The sequence below is a fragment of the Vibrio crassostreae 9ZC13 genome (assembly GCF_000272045.2).
GTDB classification, from domain to species: Bacteria; Pseudomonadota; Gammaproteobacteria; order Enterobacterales; family Vibrionaceae; genus Vibrio; species Vibrio crassostreae_C.
Genome location: NZ_AJYZ02000037.1, coordinates 26010 through 43097, shown reverse-complemented (window position 1 = coordinate 43097; position 17088 = coordinate 26010). Strand labels below are relative to the sequence as shown.

The window sequence follows — 17088 nt, the reverse complement described above, 5'->3', positions numbered from 1 at the left end:
TTTCTATCGGTTTGGTGCTTGAGGCGAGTTAATCATCTTCAAACAATTATCTCTGTTCGCACGTCAGCTTGCACCTTGTTTGTTTTTGTTTTGCTGACGAGACTGATTCGCCTGATGCACTCATTAGGTGGATATTGATATAAAACAGTCACTAACGATAAATATTGCTCGGTGTGGCTGAACTTGCATGAGCTGCTAGCAATCGCCTAAGCTCCCCATTACTATTGAGATAGACTCCTTACTCCAATAGCGCATATGTCCTCATCGATTCCTTTTTACGATAAAAATGCTCACACACTTTGCCAGCAGTACAACTCAGTGACCTTCGAGACGGTGCATAAAAGCTGGCAAGCTTACTGGCCTTTAGTGGGCGATAAAGTACTCGATGTCGGTGCTGGATGCGGTCGTGATGCGCTATGGATGCACAAGACAGGATCTGATGTTATTGCGATAGAACCAAGTGCTTCATTACGCGAACAAGGCTCGAAATATACAGGCCCAAGTGTTACCTGGATTGATGATTCACTTCCCTCGCTTAGCCGCACTGAAAACCTCGGAATGCGTTTTGACTTGATATTGGTCAGTGCGGTTTGGATGCATCTCGCTCCGTCTCATCGAGAGCGCGCATTTAGAAAGTTGTCTAACTTGCTAGCTCCAAATGGCAAGTTGGTGATCACTCTGCGTCATGGGGAGTTTCAAGACAGTCGACAAGGCTATGAAGTCTCGGTTGAAGAGCTCGAGCGTTTATCAAAAAACAGCGCCTTGTTGGTTCGTCATGTTGATGATAGCCAAGATACATTGAACCGCAGTGAGGTGTGGTGGCAAACCGTGGTGATGACACTACCAGACGATGGCTCCGGTGACTTGAACAAGGTGCGCCACATTATTGTGAATGACAACAAGTCGGCCACATACAAGTTGGCTTTGTTGAGAACTCTACTGAGAATTGCTGATGCGCATTCAGGCGCTGTGATTGATCGAACTGATGGGAAAATTTCTCTACCAGTGGGCTTGGTTGCTCTGTATTGGGTTAGGCAGTTTAAGCGACTGATTGATATCGACATAGAAGGCGCTGGGATTCAGCAAAATAGCAACACAACGAAGGGACTTGGGTTTGTAAAAGAGGATGGTTGGAATAAACTCAAACACTTAAGTGCTGATGATCTAGCGATAGGCGCTATGTTTCTCGGCGATGAAGCCAAGGCTCTACAAAAGCTATTTTCACAAACGATCAGTACCATTAAATCAGGACCTGTGACTTTCATTTATCAAGGCTCGAAAGACAACCGACTATTCGATATATACCCACCTCACAAACGACGGAAGAGCCGAGAATCACTGGTCATTGATAGTGAGTTCTTAGAAAGTTTTGGTTATTTTACTCTCGATGAAAGCCTGTGGGAGTGCTTTAGAATCTACCACTCGTGGATTGAACCGCTGGTGGTGAATCAATGGGTCATGGAGATGCAGCGTTTCGAGTTGAACCGACAGCGAAGCATTTCACTACAGACTTATCACGACTGCTTGGTATGGATCGATCAAAACCATGATACTCGCGATGTGCGTAAACGTGTCGAGCAACTTAGATCTGATCGTGCCGACATTGTCAGCGTGTGGAGTGGAAAATCATTAAAAAATGAGTATCACGTTGATCACTGTTTGCCTTTCGCTTACTGGCCAAACAACGATAAGTGGAACCTCTTTCCTACTACAAGCAAAGAGAACTTAAGTAAAAGTGATAAAGTTCCTACGGCTGAAAAGCTGCGCTCGTCTAAGTCGAGGATTCTAGAGTGGTGGCAACTCGCTTGGAACGATTCGGCTCATTTTGAACAACAATTCTTTTCAGAAGCCGCGCTTTCGTTACCTAGCATCCCTGCGCAGTGTCGAGACTTTGAAGAGGTGTTCGATGCAATGGGCTTGCAGGTACGTGGTGTAAAAAGCAGACTGCTGATTAGTGAGTGGCACTGATCATTAAGTGGGCTAGTTATCCCAAATAACCCTCAACAAACTAATCATCGAGAACATAATGAAATACATCGGAATTGATGGCTGCAAGTCGGGTTGGATCGCTTGGATTGTCTCTGACAATGAGATACCTGCGTTTAAAGTGGTAAACACCCTCGATGAGCTAGCGAGTGATCTTATCGGTTCAACGGCGCTTATCGATATGCCTATTGGTTTTAGTGATGCACAAACTCCAGATCGCTTGTGTGACAAAGCAGCAAGGCGTTTTCTAACCAGCAAACGTGGTTCTTCGGTGTTTCCGGTTCCGTGTCGTGAGGCGGTTTACCAAACCGATTACATTGCGGCGTGCAGTGCCAATGTGGAGCAGCTTGATAAGAAGTTTTCTAAACAGACTTGGGGAATTGTGCCCAAGATTCGCGAGCTTGATGAGCTCATTGAAACTCATCCCAATCTTTCTATCAGGGAATCACATCCTGAAGTGGTGTTTGCAGCATTGAAAGACGAACCGCTGACGTTTTCAAAACGAACGCAAGAAGGCAAAGAGGAACGGCTTTCTATTATTCAGCAGCTATCCCCTCAATGGTGTGACCGCTTGTCGTTGGCCATTTCAAATACCAAACGTAAAGACGCCGCGATAGACGATATTTACGATGCGTTCGTACTTATGTTAGTTGCCTATTACGCTCCGCAATTATCGACCTTACCTGAACTTTCTGATGTTGGTGGAGAAGCTGACAAGGATCAGAACGGACGAGTTAGAGAGATTGTTTACTGGAACAAAACACGCTAACAAAGCGTGCGCTCAACTTGGCTTAATATGCTATTTTCCAACTTCTGCTACTTTTCACTCTTACTATTTTGAGTTTTTGATATGAAACGTTTTATTGTCGGCTGTCTGGCCACTGTGCTCAGTGCAGTGAGTTATGCCCAAGTCGCTCCTATATCTCAATGGCAATGCGACATGATGAAAAAGAACAATGTCTTGAGTAGTGGTGCGCCCGTTGGTTGTGAGCGACTATCCAAAGTGGATTTCGATTTCATTAGTTTCAAAGGGGAAACGCAACAGGGCAATATGATCGTGCTTGATGTTATTGCGCCTGCTGTTGAACAAATCTTTTCAGAGCTCAAACAGCGCAATTTTCCTCTTCATTCCGCTCGCCTAATGCGTGAATTCAGAGGTGATGATAGCGCCTCAATGGATGCGAACAACAGCAGCGCCTTTAACGCTCGTCCTATTACAGGCGGAGGAGGTTGGTCGAAACATGCCTATGGTGTGGCAATCGACATCAACCCAGTTCAAAACCCTTTCTTAGAGTTTGATAGCAACGGAAGAATCACGGTAAAGCCTTCACAATCTGCGACAAGCTATGTGAACCGTACTCGCTTTCGTGCGCGTGATGAAATAGAACGCAGCGGCATGGCAGAAGATGTGGTTGAGCTGTTTGCCCATCACGGATTTATGATCTGGGGAGGGGATTGGAATAGCCCAATCGATACTCAGCATTTTGAGGTTGGATCAAGAAAGTTCGTTAACCAACTGCTCTCTAAACCACAACCTGAAGCCGAGGTGTTATTTGAGCGCTACGTCAAATCTTATCGACAGTGCTATCTCAAAAATAAAGGTGAGGACGCAGAAAAAGCTCGAGCTATCTGTGCAAAGAAAACAGTCGGGACTTTTTAGTGCTATGTTTATCTAGAACCGTTTGTGTTTTAGCAAGTTAAACTCGCTTCAGGTGTGTTTTGAATAGCTAAGGTCAGCGCTCGTCGTTGGCCTTTTTTGTATTCATTTCTTCAATAGAACACCGAGCATTGAAAAGGTTATTGGGTATCCATTAGTCAATAATCGATAAGCGAATGCAGCGCAAAGTCATCGGTTTGTCATTTAAAAACTCATAGCGTTAACGTTATGTGAGAACCATTGCTGGTGGGGGAAATCTTCGCGCAAACGCCAGTATTATTAGTGAACTGATCACAACGGACCAACTAATGAAAAAGATACCTTTGGCTCTAACTCTTTTAAGCACTCTACTTTTTTCACAATACACTTTGGCTACTGATACTTCACATACCACTCAAAATCCCACTTACGAACTCGATGGTAAGTCGGTACTAGGTCGCACTGAGAACGTGTACCTATCTAGCGTTAAAGGGCTAAAAGACGTTCCTTTCATTGGTAAAATTGATACCGGTGCAGAAACCACTTCTATGCATGCTGAAGACATTCATGTGAAGAGCTCTAATCCCGATTACCTAAATCTCAAAGACCAAGAGTTGATGGCGGCGTTAACCGAAGACCTGTTGAACAATTCCGATGTTGATTACGATGATTGGGATGGCAGTACCTTTGCGAAATATGAGGCTGTGGTGTCTTTTAAGGTTCAAAACCCGCGGACGGGAGACATGGTATTAATCGAAGCGCCTTTAGAGCGTGTCAGCATGATACGCAGCCGCACCAGCAGCACGCCTTTGCATCGCCCTACCGTAAAAATGTCGCTCACCATTGCAGACCAAGAGCTAAAAACCGACGTTAACCTGACCGACAGAAGCCACTTCTCTGCGCCAGTGCTGATTGGTAAAACCTTCCTTGCGGATAACGCGCTGGTGTTTGCAGGTTATGACTATTTACAAGAGCAAGAGAACGCGACCGTTGTTGGCCGAAAAGAGGTGGTGTCTATCTCTGGAATGGCGATGAACGCGACCTTCTCATTAAAAAATCGCTACAGCATCCTTCATGCAAAAGACATCGATATAGATAAGAAGAACAGTGAAGTGACGTTTGATATGTTCGACAACGACGGTAAGCAAAAAGAGATGACATTGCCGTTGGTTCGTATGTTAAGCGTGAGCGGTAAGAAGAGACCTTTGGTGTATGTGCCTGTTCAACTCGATGAAAACACAACTAAAGACGTTCTGGTGTACCTACGTGAGCGCTCGAGTAGTGAGTCGCAGTTGAGATTTGGAACCAGCACAGCCAGTGAGCTCTTCATGATTGATACCAATGCAGAAAATATTCTTTCTGAAGGTTCAGAGAGCTTTAGCGATGTGGCGGAGGCTGGTGAGCCTTTAATTATCTCACCAGAAGAAGACATTACGATTGATAACTTCCCGCTTAAGGCCGTGGCTTCTTTCACCGTCAATACGCCTTTGTTGAAGGTTGATAGCTTTGAGATTATCGGTAAGGGCAAAGAGACGTCGGTTGAGTTCTACTTAACTGACGTGAATGGCGAACAGCAAAAAGTCACCAAGCCCGTGATTAAGAAATTAAGAGTCGGGGATGATACTCGTCCGGTAGTGAGTGGTGAGTTTGCGGTCTCTGGAAAAGTGCGTACGCAAGAGTTTGCCATCGACGTGCTCAATACAAATGAGAAAGAAGCGTACTTTATTTTAGGCAAGAAGATGGCAAAAGAGGGCGTTTACGTTAATACGCGTTCTGATTACCTTCTGAAAGCCGAACCACTGTTTAAAGTTGGGCATATTGAAGTAGTAGAAGTGAACGGCATGAAGTTCCCGGCCAAGCTCGACACTGGTGCGGATGTAAGCTCAATGAACGCAGTCAACATCAAACGATTTAAGAAAGATGGCCAAGACATGGTGAGCTTTACCTATCAAAACAACCAAGGCGATAAGCAAGATTTCACCAAGCCAGTGATTGATGTAATGCGTATCAAAGCCAAGAAAGGCGAGAAGGTGAACATTCGCCCTGTGGTAGAAATGAAGGTTAAGCTCGGAGACCTAGAGAAAGAGGTGAGGGTAAACCTTCAAGACCGTTCTCGCTTCGAATACAGCATGATCCTAGGTAAGAACTTCTTGAAGCACGGCGCAGTAGTGAGCAGCGATGAAGATTACTTGTTAGGTGATATGGAGTAACCCCTAAACTTATCTAAGTTCGTAGCAGAACAGATCTAAACAGCCACACATTTCAGTATTGGGATGTGTGGCTTTTTGTTGAGTGTCTGGTTTTACTATTGATGTGCTAATGGTAACTCATTGTTAATAATGTGATTTTTCATATTATGGCAAGTAAAATAAAGATAAAAAAAGGGCCAACTCTTTCGAGTTGGCCCTTTCCAAACGTTTGGGCTGGCGTAAGTTGAACTTGTTTTTTAAGTTTTTGATTTTTTAAGGTGATCATCGGTTTGGTTTTTATTATGGTTACTACTTTGGTTCCTAAATCTGTTATGATAAGAAGAGCTTTGGCCATTTTAATCTGTATTGCTTAAAGTATATCGTCGAGAGTATCTGCAGGTTAAAGCTCAATGCTCAGTAGCTCGTTATCGATCAACTCCTTTAGCTTCGCCTTGATCTGGCTTTTAGACTGACTACCTGCAATTTGGCTAAGTTTGGCCCAGTCAGCTTCACTAAATGTTAGCGTTTTTTCTTCTTTGCTGGTTTTAGTGTCTTTGCTTTGATTGAGCTCTCTTTCCTTTCTGCCAAATCTCTCAGTTAGTCTTGCTTCCAGCTTTGTAAATTGGTTTGGCTCTGTGGTAGCGCAAAGCACATCAAAGATACACAAAATGGTTTGCTTTTGCTTATCGGTGTTCTCTGTTACAGAGAGGCCGAGTGCCGGGAAATCTTTGGTTAAACTACGGTAATACCAGCTGATTAAATTACTATTGCTTGTCTGAAAGACATTTTTATTCGTGTTTATTTTTTTATAAACCGTATTATAAAGTTTTTCTAAATCCTGAAGTAGATCATATGTTCTATCACGCTCCCTTGAGCTGATTGATGTGACTATGAACTCTAGAGTATTTACTATTTTATTGTAAGTTGAGGGGGTTTTATTTGGGCATATATTTATTAAAGGATTAAGGTGTTTGGTTTTGCTTAATAAATCACCCATATCTTCTATGATTTTTAAACTATTTGTGCTTTGTTTTATATCTGTATCTGAAGGCTTTTTAGCTTCTTTAAAAGAAAAGTCAATTACAGGGTAACAAATATGGTTCGAATCGTTTTTACATATTGCACGAATCATTACAAGGAAAAAGTAAATAGCTCTAGGTTGTTCATGTAACCAGCCAATATAATCATCAAGATCATTCTTTATACTTTTCGATAGTGAAAAAATATCATCAATAAAATTACCTAGTTCTTCTATTTCGTCTCTATTTAAATTTCCAGAATCTAAAGTTTCCCTATCTATATTTAATATTTCAGAAATATATTCCTTTAATAAGAATTCTAGTTGAGTTTTGTCTCGCTCACTTAAATCTTTCGTTTTCCCATTAGTCTTAGGGCTGGCTTCGATAATGGTTATATATTTTTTTAGATCTTCCAATGTCGATTTTTTTATTAGTTCTCGGTAGCGATTGTGGACCATTTCTTACTCTCAGTGCAGTTTTTTTGTTGTCATATAGTAGGTAACATATCATATTTAGGAGAGTTTTTTTGCGCTATTGGGTTGGTTTTTTGTTGGTTTTGGGTGGTTTTTGAGTTGGTTTTGTGACCTGGGTAGAGCTTGAACACTTATGTTGTAGAGTTGAGCTAAGAAAAATCAACTAAGATAAGTTGACATTATCCTAGCCTGTTTAATTTTACTTTTAAAGTGTTTTTTAAGTAACCTAGAAATTGATAGTTATATGTTATTAATTTCCCCCTCTAATAGTGACACTGTCTTGGTCTTTAGGTGGAAATAATTGGACAGAGCTTCAGAAGCGTTTATGGCTTGATAAGGCCCTGAAGCCTCTAGCCTGATGCTGTTTATCGTGGCTCTTAAACTGTCGGTATATATTTATATATGTTTACATTCTTAACTAGTATTAATAACCAATTAATTATTACTGAGATAACTAACCTATGAGATAGTTAATCGAATAGGTATAAGAATGAATAGAAAGAAAAGGGTACGGGAACCGAAGGTTTATCAAGGGGTGTACTTTTACGATATAGAGTTGAATAAAAAAAGAGAATACTATGAACCCTATCTGATAAGGTCGAAAGAACTTCTTGATTATGTTACAAGTGAACATAACAGAGTTCTTTCTTTTAGTCTTATCTTACGGTTTCCTCAAGATTTTAAGCAGGATAGGGGTGTATCATATATATCAAAATTTATAAGGATATTTCAGAGGAAAGTTGATCTTACTTTAGAAGAGAGAAAAAAGAGAAAGGCTAGGGTTTATCATATGAAGAAGGGAAATAAGGTTTTCAATATATGGTGTAGAGAAAGGAATAGTAGTAATAATGACCACTATCATATGTTTATTCTACTGAGTTATGAAAACTTCCGAACTCTAGGTCACTACTCTACCAGTCTTGAGCCAAAAAAAAGCTTAGCGATACTAGTTCAAGAAGCGTGGTCTGACACTTTAGGGATTTCATATTGTGATATGAAAGGCTTAGTTCAGTTTCCCTCTAAGAATAATCATTTCAGAGTCGTACAAAATAGGCCTGATACCAAGAGTAACTATGACAATCTACTTTCCCGAATATATTATTTAGCTAAAAGAGAAACAAAAAACTTTGGAGAAGGGATACGTTCATTTGGATGTAGCAGGATCAAGAGGAGTTAAGACCTTAAGCTCTTATCGCGTGCCAATCGTCGTAGTCTTGAGGGTATCGCTGTGGTGGTGTGTGGAGTGGTTGGAATCTGACATCGCTGAGTGGATGAAATCTCGATTAGCAAAGCTTGGTGAATATTAGGTGATTTGAGTTGATATGTAGTGAGGCTAGAGGAACTAGCCCTTGATGCGATGAAGAGCAACGACAAAACATCTGATATGGAGTGCAAGAGCCTGACCTGGATGGTTGAGAAAGATGATTTTCTTATCCTTTGTGACGATGCCTTAAGTCCCACACGCGCCAATGACTGGCTTTAATGTGCGCATGAGCGTCACGTTTAAGCTGAGTTAATGTAAATGTGTTTGAGAAGATGTCACCACTTAGACAGTGGCTACAGAACTGATGGCAGTTTTCATTTAGCAGGGAATAGTCTGTTTGTACACCAAGCATAGCGCCTGCTATTTGAGCAGTAGACTCATTGCCAACGGCTCTACCTTGGGTATTGCAGCTTACGTAAATCGAAAGGGCTGTGGTATCTGCTAGAAACTGACGAATAGATGCAGCTTCGATAAGGCCTTTGCTATTACGATGGATGATACGTCCATTTCCCATGTACACACCTGAATGTTCAGCATATCCAAACGCGAGATCGCAATACACAATGCTCCCTCTAACTGGACCGTCGGTTTTCCAGAATAAATTTTGGATTAAGCTTTTCGATAAGCTGCCTACAACAAAGCTCCCTATTGCGTGATATGGATTCATGTTATTTACTCTCAAATGTGATGATAACGAAACTCAAAAGGGCTCTGAGCTTAATGTTTATAAGGGATTAGCGGTCCCGCCCCCTGAGTAAATGATTAGGTTTAAAGTTCAAGAGAAACGAAGTCCTTATCAACCTCATCTTGAGTAATACCGATGTAGCGAAGCGTGACGCCCTCAGATGTGTGACGAAGCATTTTCATGACACGTCCTATATCTTTTGTTGATTGGTAAAGAAAGTAACCTCGCGTCTTTCTCATCGAATGAGTACCTAAAGCGATATTCAGTTCTTGACCTACTTGTTGAAATGCCATGGACATGGCGCGTCGCGAGATTGGCTGGGGTGGTTTGTTTTTCAACTGTTGGCATCGGTGGGCTTGAAACAAATAGATGTGGTCGGGATGTTGCTCTCTCAATCTAGCAATGTGCTGCTGCGCTTTGGTATTGAGTTGAATGTTGGCGAGCTTGCTTGTTTTACTCTCACGAATAATGACTCGGTCGCCATGAATGTCTTCAAAGCGGATCGATAATAAATCAGAAATCCGTAGTGCCAGGTTTAATCCGATATGCCACACATCGGCCATTTGTGGATTACAGCGAATACTCAACAGATGACCAACTAGGCGTATGGTGTCATCGTCTTTGACTGCTTGGACTTCAGCCATAATCTGCTTCCTTTTTTGTCTGTACAAGGGTGTTTTGGGAAGCACAGAGCCGATGATATTAAAGAACCCTTACTGTATAAGGGATGGAAGCTTCCCGTTTTAACAATATGGGAAGCAGCCTCGTTTTAGCTCTGTGCTAGTGTTTGTGTTGACTGTTTGTGATATGAAGTGGAGCTGGACGATCAGTGGATAGGGTTGTTACGAGTGATGATTAACTGTACTTAACCTGAACTTGGTCGTAGGCGTTCATTTCTACAAAAGCTAGAAAGTTGCACTCCCACATCCCATATAGCTCGGTTGTCTCTTGCAGGTACATACCAAGCCATCCGCTGAAACGAGCGAAAGCGACGTCGTTAGCAAAATCAAAAGCCAAGTCAGGAACGAGTTCTGGTGTACCTGTTTCTTCATAAATAAGGTCAGTGATTTCCATAAGAGCGATATGGCTATCTTTGACCTCCACCGTAATAGAGACCGGGTGAAAGCCTCCGCCTTTCGGATGGTAGCTTGAGTCTTGAAAACGGATGGTCATTTTTCCTCGGTAATTAACATCACCAATAGAGCGTTTAACTAACTCGATAAGTTGATGTGAGGGCTTAGCTCGCTTGCACGCGAACATAGCCAGATTGGCAGCTTGATTCATAGAGACCTCTTTGAAGGTAGTTAGGATTAACGAACGGATGTGATGTTGATTGAGATTGCAGATTGAGTGGTTAGAGTGTGAGTAATTGCTTTGAGCCAGCTAGCAAGCAAGGTTTGTACTTCTGGCCGTTGTAAGTGGCACTGCTTAATCTCTGGGTGATAGAACCAACACCCTGCGAAGTTGAAATACAGGGATAACTCTTTTTGTGGTGTACCTGTGACTATCACATCAAAGGTGGCAATAAAGCGGAGTTGCCAAGGTGCTTGGCTTGATGCTCGCTCTAATTGAATTTCGATTGGTTGAAAACGGCTATTCATATCTTTAGAGCGTATGTTTAACGCTATCCGCTTGACTGTACTTGGGATGACGTTTTCAGACATTAGCGCATCGAGAAAACAATGCATGGGACGAACGAGTTCTTCGTTAACACCGGAAATGGCGAATCTATTCATACCCACCCCTTTTCTGCAAATGACACACAATCCTCACCCACAACGATGTGGTCCAATACTCTGATATCTACCAGCTTTAGCGCATCCACCAGCCTCTGTGTAATACGCCTATCAGCTTGAGAGGGCTCCGCAATACCTGACGGGTGGTTGTGAGCAAAAACTACCGCGGCGGCGTTGTAGTTTAGCGCTGCCTTGACCACCTCGCGCGGGTAGATAGATGCAGCATCAATAGTGCCAAAGAACAACTCTTCAAATTCTATTAACTGATGTTGGTTATCAAGAAACATCACAGCAAACACTTCGCGGTCGTGAGCCCCTAACTTGAGCTTTAAGAACTCTTTCACATTAGTGGGATTAGTAAAAGTGCCTTCTCGTTTGTATTTTGCAGCCAGTGCTTCGGCTGCACGTTCTAGCAGTTCATTTAACTCTGAAGTTTTGAACGGGTAATCGTGTTGGTTGTTGGAGTTACGCATAAGAGCTCCTCAGATCATCTGTTTGGTTATGCGTACTGATGAAATATATCTGAAAGGGCTTTAAATCAGCTTGCTAGGTATGGAGGATTGAAAGTAATCGCTCTCAGGGACAGGTAAAAAATAACTTACTTGCCGTTGCTATGTAGTAATCGTAATTAAGTGACGAATGAACAATCAACATAATTGGCTGGTGCAAAGGATGTATCGGCTGTTTAGTCTCTGGAGAGTATAAAAATGAATAAAGAAATTTATGTAGAAGCAGCAATCGTAGAGAAACGAAGAGGCCGTCCCGTTGGTGGCGTTGGGCTGATTATATTCGATGCAAGTGGAACTATGGCTCATGAAGACTGGCTGCCCTTTGACAGTATTATAGATCGTCATTATCTAGATTTATCAGCACTTGCGTTTGGGCTTGAACATGCCGGAGACGGTGACATTGTTTATAGCAGCAGTGACTACTGCGTTTCAGGCTTTAATGAGTGGTTAGATGCCTGGAAACGTCGAAATTGGCGTAAGGCAAATAAAAAGCCTGTAACTAATCAAGCTCTTTGGGAGCTAGTGGATAAACGAAGTGCAGATAAGCAAGTTGAGGTGAGGAAAGTCGCCGCTTGCTCCGCAGGAAAAGATGCCGCTTATAGATACGCTCTTGCAGCAGCGAATCGTCAATTGTAATAAGAATGAATCACTTGCTGGCATAGCCAGCAGGTGTTTTTTTGTTGTTACTGGGTTTGAAGGTGGCATGGAACACCACAAGGTACAAAACGGTATTTTTCTACATGCCAAGTAATCCCATGGGAACCAATAACATAGGAGGACGTCCCATGAGATTTCTAAAACTAAAAGAAGTAATGCAAAAGACCGCACTTAGCCGTTCAGCGATTTACAGAAAGATGGATGAAGGGAGTTTTCCTAAATCAGTTAGCTTGGGTGATAGGGCTGTAGCTTGGATTGAAAGTGAAGTGGAAGAGTGGATGGAGTTGATTCTGTCTGCCCGCACCAGTGGCTAAAGTCCAGTAGCCGTTTAGTTAATATGCGCGCCAATTACGGTTCTCGCTCAAGGTAATTTAAAAAATTTGACTTCGAATTTATGTACCTATGTACTAGGTAAATTCTGATACTGAATGTAAAATGCAGTACATCTGCAGGTACTTAGGGATACGAAAATGGCTACTACCAAAACTGCAACGTTGACCATACGAGTTGAACCAAATTTAAAGGAAGCGTTGCGTACAGCGGCTCAAGCTGAACATCGCTCCATCGCCAATATGATTGAAGTGATGATTCGCGAGCATTGTGAAAAAAACGGTATAGCTATAGATAACGCCCAAGAAATAGATCAGCGTCAGGAGCTTAAGAAATGATTAAAACGGTTAAACAGGCATGTAGTTTCAACCCTGTGATTCAGGATTACAGGATGAGCCAAGGGATTGAAAACCTGGCTGATCTAATTACTGATGAAGGTGATGGTAGTGAGTTCTTTTCACGCAACTTCGTTACTCACGGTATGGAACAGCTATTCCGAGAGGGCATGCTTCGTTTGTCTGGCAAATCGGATCAAGCCGTTTTCGAACTAACTCAAGCGATGGGTGGTGGTAAAACTCACATGATGATCGCTCTGGGCTTACTTGCTAAACATGCTCACCTGAGACCAGCTGTGTTACCTGAAAGCCTCAGTAGTCGCTTAGATTTCGGTAACGCTCGTATTGCTGCTTTCAATGGGCGAAACAACCCTAGTAATTATATCTGGGGTGATATCTGTACACAGCTAGGTGCTGAAGAAGAAATTAAAGAGCACTGGGTTAATGGGCCTAAACCTGTCGATCAGCAGAAATGGAAAGACATCATCGGAGACACACCAACTCTGATTATGATTGATGAGCTACCACCTTATTTGAACGTTGCAAGTACACACGTTTTAGGTACAGGTACGTTAGCAGATATGGTGGTGTATAGCCTAAGTACGTTAATGAGTGCGGCTTTAGAACTACCAAATTGCTGTATCGTTATGGCGAACCTTTCAGGCAGCTATAAGGCTCAGACAAAAGCGCTTGCAGACTCAATCTCTAACCTGCAACAAGAAACTCGTCGCCAATCTATGACCATTACCCCAGTGCAATTATCGGGTAATGAAATCTATGAGATTTTGAAAAAGCGTCTTGTTGATCAAATGCCTGATGAGCAAGTAATCAATGACATTGCGGAAGAGTACGCCCAGCAAATTAAAAAAGCGGAAGACGGTGGCTACATCATTGCTTCAAGCATTGAGCAGATTGCTGACCAGATTCGAGAGACTTACCCGTTCCACCCTTCTTTTAAGCACCTAGTTGCTTTGTTTAAAGAAAATGAAGGCTTTCGTCAAACGCGTGGTTTAATGCAGTTTACTGCTCGACTTCTGAAAAGTGTTGAACAGCGGAAAACTGATGATGTGTTCCTTATTGGTACTCAGCACCTAGATTTAAATGACGAGCAAGTTAAAGATGAAATCGAGAGGATCTCTCCAAAGCTTGTACCAGCCATAACGCGAGATATTGCAGACAAAGGTGATGCAATTTCAGAGATTATCGATGCAGAGCAAAGTAACGATGCTTCAGTTCAGCTAATGACTTTATTATTAGCTTCGTCTCTTTCTCGTGCAGTGGGTGGCCGTATCGGTTTATCTGAAAGCGAAATTATAGAGTTTTTAGCGGCCCCAAACCGAAAAGCAGATGAGTTCCTAGAAGCCATCCAAAAGCTACGTGAACAAGCTTGGTATCTGCATCGTGAAGATGAGCGCTTCTTTATTAAGGAAACAGAAAACTTATCTCGACAGATAGAGCGAAGTGCGAAGGAAATCCCACAACCTAAAATTGACCAAGCGTTGATTAACCGTTTGAAAGGGATCTTGCAACCAAACACTCGCAATACATATCAAGATGTTCAAATTTTGCCTCGAATGGATGAGCTCAAGCTAAGTGGTCCTCGTACCCTTATCGTTATAAAACCTGACGGTAAAGTGCCACCAAGTGAGTTAATGAACTTCTTTGAATTCCAGCAGGAGAAAAACAACCTTTTAGTGCTAACGGGGCAAGACAGCATCATGGCGGATGCGGTTGAAGAGAGGTTACGTGAGCTATATGCAATCGAGTTAATTAACAAAAAGCTGAAATCTGGTGACACCTTATTCGAAGAAGCTAGAGATCGACTAGAAGAAGCAGAGGGTCGTTTTTCTAAGGCTCTATCTGCGTCATACAACACCATTTTATTTCCTGGAGTAGACCCTATAGATGGTGCTGAGCACTTGTTAAAGGTCACTATCGATAATGGACTAAAAATTGGCGATGGCGATCAGTCTGCTGAAGTGCAAATCGATAAGTTAATGTCTGACCCTCGTGCCAACTATAAATTAGCAGCTGATCTAAAAGACGATTTTGCCCAGTATTTTGCAATGGCAGAAGCGGAGCTTTGGCCTTCAGGCGCAGGAAATAGACGTACTCCATGGAAAGATGTGGTAAGCAAAGCCAAGTGTAATCCAGGTTGGCCTTGGATGCCTGGTAACGGTGGTATGGATACGCTAAAAGCAGAAGCGCTCAAGCAAGGTCGTTGGCGTCAAGGTGAAGATGGTTACGTTGAAAAAGGACCATTCCCTAAAGAGAAAACCAGCGTGAACGTATCTTTACTAAGTACACATCCAGATACTGGAGAGTCAGTACTTAGCCTAACGCCGAGAAATGCTGGTGACAGTCCTGTAATTCATTATTCAACAAGGCCTGAGGTTTTAGAAACGGATGCACAAGTTGAAGATAGTGAAAGCTTTAGTACAACTGAAAGTACGCTTTACTTCCTAGTGAGAGATCCTAGTGGTAAATATGAAACAGGTGCGGCTACTCGTTGGGTTGCAGACCTTAAGATAAGACATCAGGTAGAGGCGTTGGCAGATAAACGAAAAATCACTCTGCAATGCACACCAAATGCTGACATGTTTTACACATTGGATGGCTCTAACCCTAAAGATGGCTCAGCTTATGACAAGCCATTCGATATTGGTTCGGATGCAACACTGTTATTAGTTTATGCCAAATCAGGTGAAGCATCTAAGACAGCGGAGTTTTCTATTCCACATGTTGGCGATAAAACTGTAAAAATTGACGACACTAAACCAGCAAGAATCAATAGTGCAAAGCGTGTATCACTTGATACTACCGATAAGGTTTTCTCAGTTATCAATCGATTTAAAGACCAGGCTTCAACTCAATTCAAAGGAGTTAGGATCGAAATTGGTGAAGGTGAAAACACCGTTGGTATTCGCTTTGGTGAGCGCCAAGTTACAGCAGCCATGATCGAAAAAACAGTGAACAGCCTAAGAGAGCTACTCAATGAGGCAGATGCAGCGGTCACAGTTAACGTGAGAGATGGCATCGAGTTTGAAAATGGTTTTGAAGCAAAAGAGTTTGCTAAGTTAGCAGGTATTGAGCTTCGCCCTGGTGATGTAGCGCAGGAAGAATAGTCCTGTATGTATAAAGTAAACAGTGATGAGGAGAAATAGATGTCAAAGGTAACAGCAAAACAAAATGCGCCTAAGTATTCGACGCTTGGTTTTGGGGTACCAGCGTCCAGTGACCCTCATCACTTTAAAGTTATCATTCCAAAAGCGAATAGTGGCAAAGTTGAAATTAGTGAGCATTTGGGCATGCAAGCTCAGAGCGAAGAGTTATCGGTTATTGAGCGTGTGGTTCTAGACCGTCCTTGTTGGACAGCAATACGTGCAGAGGTGCAGCGAGCGTTTAATGCTCGATTGAAAAGCTATGATCTAAAGCCAAGCTCTTGGAAAGTCGGTGAGAATGTTGTCGACCGTTTGCTAGGTAAAGAGCTTTGTGTACTTGCCTGGGCTATAGAGGGTATGGATGTTGAAAATATCTCTGTCGCTGTTCGCAACTGGTTAGCGCTTCGTCCTGAAGAGCGCTGGTGGTTATTTGGTATGACAGCAATGAGCACAGGCCACAAGGATGACCGTGATGTAGGTTGGCGTGTTGCGCTGCGCCACGCTCTTGGTGACATTGTACAAACAGAGTCGCTGGAAAAAGGCAGACAAGTTCGTGAAGTGTCACCAAGTTACTCATTGGTTCAAGCTGATATTGAAGGCAACCTACAATCATCTAATGAAAATTCACAGAAGGCTGCTGAAAGTTTAGCTGAGTTGCCAGCTGGCAACTCAAATCCAATAATCCAAAATGAGGAAACTCCATTGTCCGTTAGTGAGCCTAAAGAGGAGAGTTCATTGGCGGAGGATGTGCTATTCCTATTTGAAGCTAAGAAGGCTAAAGCTGGTGGCCACCCAGTTGGTGACATGAGTAAGCCAGAATTTGTTGTTGGAAAAGGCTCGACGGCAAACGTAGCTGTGGCGAAATCGTTACGACCTGCTATTCGAGAATTACGCCAGAAGCTTCTAGATGAAGGTGTTCTTGTGGAGGACGGAGAGGTTTATTCTTTTACACGAGAATACACGTTTAAAAGTCCAAGCTTGGCGGCTTGTGTGATTGCAGGTAATCCTCGTAGTGGTATGGATGCTTGGCGGGATTTAAAAGGCCGCAGCCTTAAAGAGTTGGGTTACGGTAAAAAACTAACTAATTCCGCAACAGGGTGACGAGAAA

At 42.7% G+C, this 17088-nt stretch carries 16 protein-coding genes; 10 read left to right on the top strand and 6 right to left on the bottom strand.

Annotated elements, in window-relative coordinates:
* Positions 1–255 precede the first annotated feature (255 nt).
* The 4 genes from A136_RS10990 (at position 256) to A136_RS10975 (ending at position 5832) form a co-directional block, all read left to right on the top strand.
* Positions 256–1968 (top strand): class I SAM-dependent methyltransferase, encoded by a 1713-nt coding sequence (locus A136_RS10990; protein ID WP_017062813.1) that lies wholly within the window; start codon positions 256–258, stop codon positions 1966–1968.
* 58 nt (positions 1969–2026) lie between these two features.
* Positions 2027–2755, top strand: coding sequence for a DUF429 domain-containing protein (locus A136_RS10985; protein ID WP_017062812.1), 729 nt, complete (start codon positions 2027–2029; stop codon positions 2753–2755).
* Between the two features lie 81 nt (positions 2756–2836).
* On the top strand, positions 2837–3646 hold the full coding sequence (locus tag A136_RS10980; RefSeq protein WP_029235083.1) for a M15 family metallopeptidase: 810 nt from the start codon (positions 2837–2839) through the stop codon (positions 3644–3646).
* A 305-nt stretch (positions 3647–3951) separates the two neighbouring features.
* A complete protein-coding gene (locus A136_RS10975; protein WP_017062810.1) occupies positions 3952–5832 on the top strand; it encodes an ATP-dependent zinc protease family protein in 1881 nt (626 codons plus the stop codon).
* A 379-nt stretch (positions 5833–6211) separates the two neighbouring features.
* On the opposite strand, the gene A136_RS10965 is transcribed toward A136_RS10975, so the two are convergent.
* A complete protein-coding gene (locus A136_RS10965) occupies positions 6212–7288 on the bottom strand; it encodes a hypothetical protein (RefSeq protein WP_017062808.1) in 1077 nt (358 codons plus the stop codon).
* A 505-nt stretch (positions 7289–7793) separates the two neighbouring features.
* Here A136_RS10965 and A136_RS10960 point away from each other — a divergent pair.
* Positions 7794–8480, top strand: coding sequence for a YagK/YfjJ domain-containing protein (locus A136_RS10960; protein ID WP_017062807.1), 687 nt, complete (start codon positions 7794–7796; stop codon positions 8478–8480).
* Positions 8481–8733: 253 nt separating this feature from the next.
* Here A136_RS10960 and A136_RS10955 read toward each other — a convergent pair whose 3' ends face one another.
* From A136_RS10955 to radC, 5 genes are all read right to left on the bottom strand, one after another.
* Positions 8734–9234 (bottom strand): lecithin retinol acyltransferase family protein, encoded by a 501-nt coding sequence (locus A136_RS10955; RefSeq protein ID WP_017062806.1) that lies wholly within the window; start codon positions 9232–9234, stop codon positions 8734–8736.
* A 101-nt stretch (positions 9235–9335) separates the two neighbouring features.
* The gene (locus tag A136_RS10950; RefSeq protein WP_017062805.1) at positions 9336–9896 is read right to left on the bottom strand and encodes a tyrosine-type recombinase/integrase; all 561 of its coding nucleotides are present in this window, start codon (positions 9894–9896) and stop codon (positions 9336–9338) included.
* A gap of 211 nt (positions 9897–10107) precedes the next feature.
* Complete coding sequence (locus A136_RS10945) at positions 10108–10536, bottom strand: DUF2787 family protein (protein WP_017062804.1); 429 nt, start codon at positions 10534–10536, stop codon at positions 10108–10110.
* Positions 10537–10562: 26 nt separating this feature from the next.
* On the bottom strand, positions 10563–10988 hold the full coding sequence (locus A136_RS10940; RefSeq protein WP_017062803.1) for a DUF2787 family protein: 426 nt from the start codon (positions 10986–10988) through the stop codon (positions 10563–10565).
* Positions 10985–11461 carry a RadC family protein gene (radC, locus tag A136_RS10935; RefSeq protein ID WP_017062802.1) on the bottom strand — a complete coding sequence of 159 codons (477 nt, stop codon included), beginning with the start codon at positions 11459–11461 and terminating at the stop codon, positions 10985–10987. The genes A136_RS10940 and radC overlap by 4 nt, the downstream gene beginning before the upstream one ends.
* A 234-nt stretch (positions 11462–11695) precedes the next feature.
* On the opposite strand from radC, the gene A136_RS10930 reads away from it, so the two are divergent.
* The 5 genes from A136_RS10930 (at position 11696) to A136_RS10910 (ending at position 17081) form a co-directional block, all read left to right on the top strand.
* Entirely contained in the window at positions 11696–12133 is a 438-nt protein-coding gene (locus A136_RS10930) for an RNase H family protein (protein WP_017062801.1), read from the top strand.
* A gap of 119 nt (positions 12134–12252) precedes the next feature.
* Positions 12253–12468 (top strand): AlpA family transcriptional regulator, encoded by a 216-nt coding sequence (locus A136_RS10925; protein WP_081326294.1) that lies wholly within the window; start codon positions 12253–12255, stop codon positions 12466–12468.
* A gap of 156 nt (positions 12469–12624) precedes the next feature.
* On the top strand, positions 12625–12822 hold the full coding sequence (locus A136_RS10920; RefSeq protein WP_017062799.1) for a ribbon-helix-helix protein, CopG family: 198 nt from the start codon (positions 12625–12627) through the stop codon (positions 12820–12822).
* Positions 12819–15944 (top strand): anti-phage-associated DUF499 domain-containing protein, encoded by a 3126-nt coding sequence (locus A136_RS10915; RefSeq protein ID WP_017062798.1) that lies wholly within the window; start codon positions 12819–12821, stop codon positions 15942–15944. Before A136_RS10920 ends, A136_RS10915 begins: the two co-directional genes overlap by 4 nt.
* 39 nt (positions 15945–15983) lie before the next feature.
* Positions 15984–17081: an anti-phage-associated DUF3780 domain-containing protein gene (locus A136_RS10910; protein ID WP_017062797.1), complete on the top strand. Its 1098-nt coding sequence runs from the start codon at positions 15984–15986 to the stop codon at positions 17079–17081.
* The last annotated feature ends 7 nt before the right edge of the window (positions 17082–17088 follow it).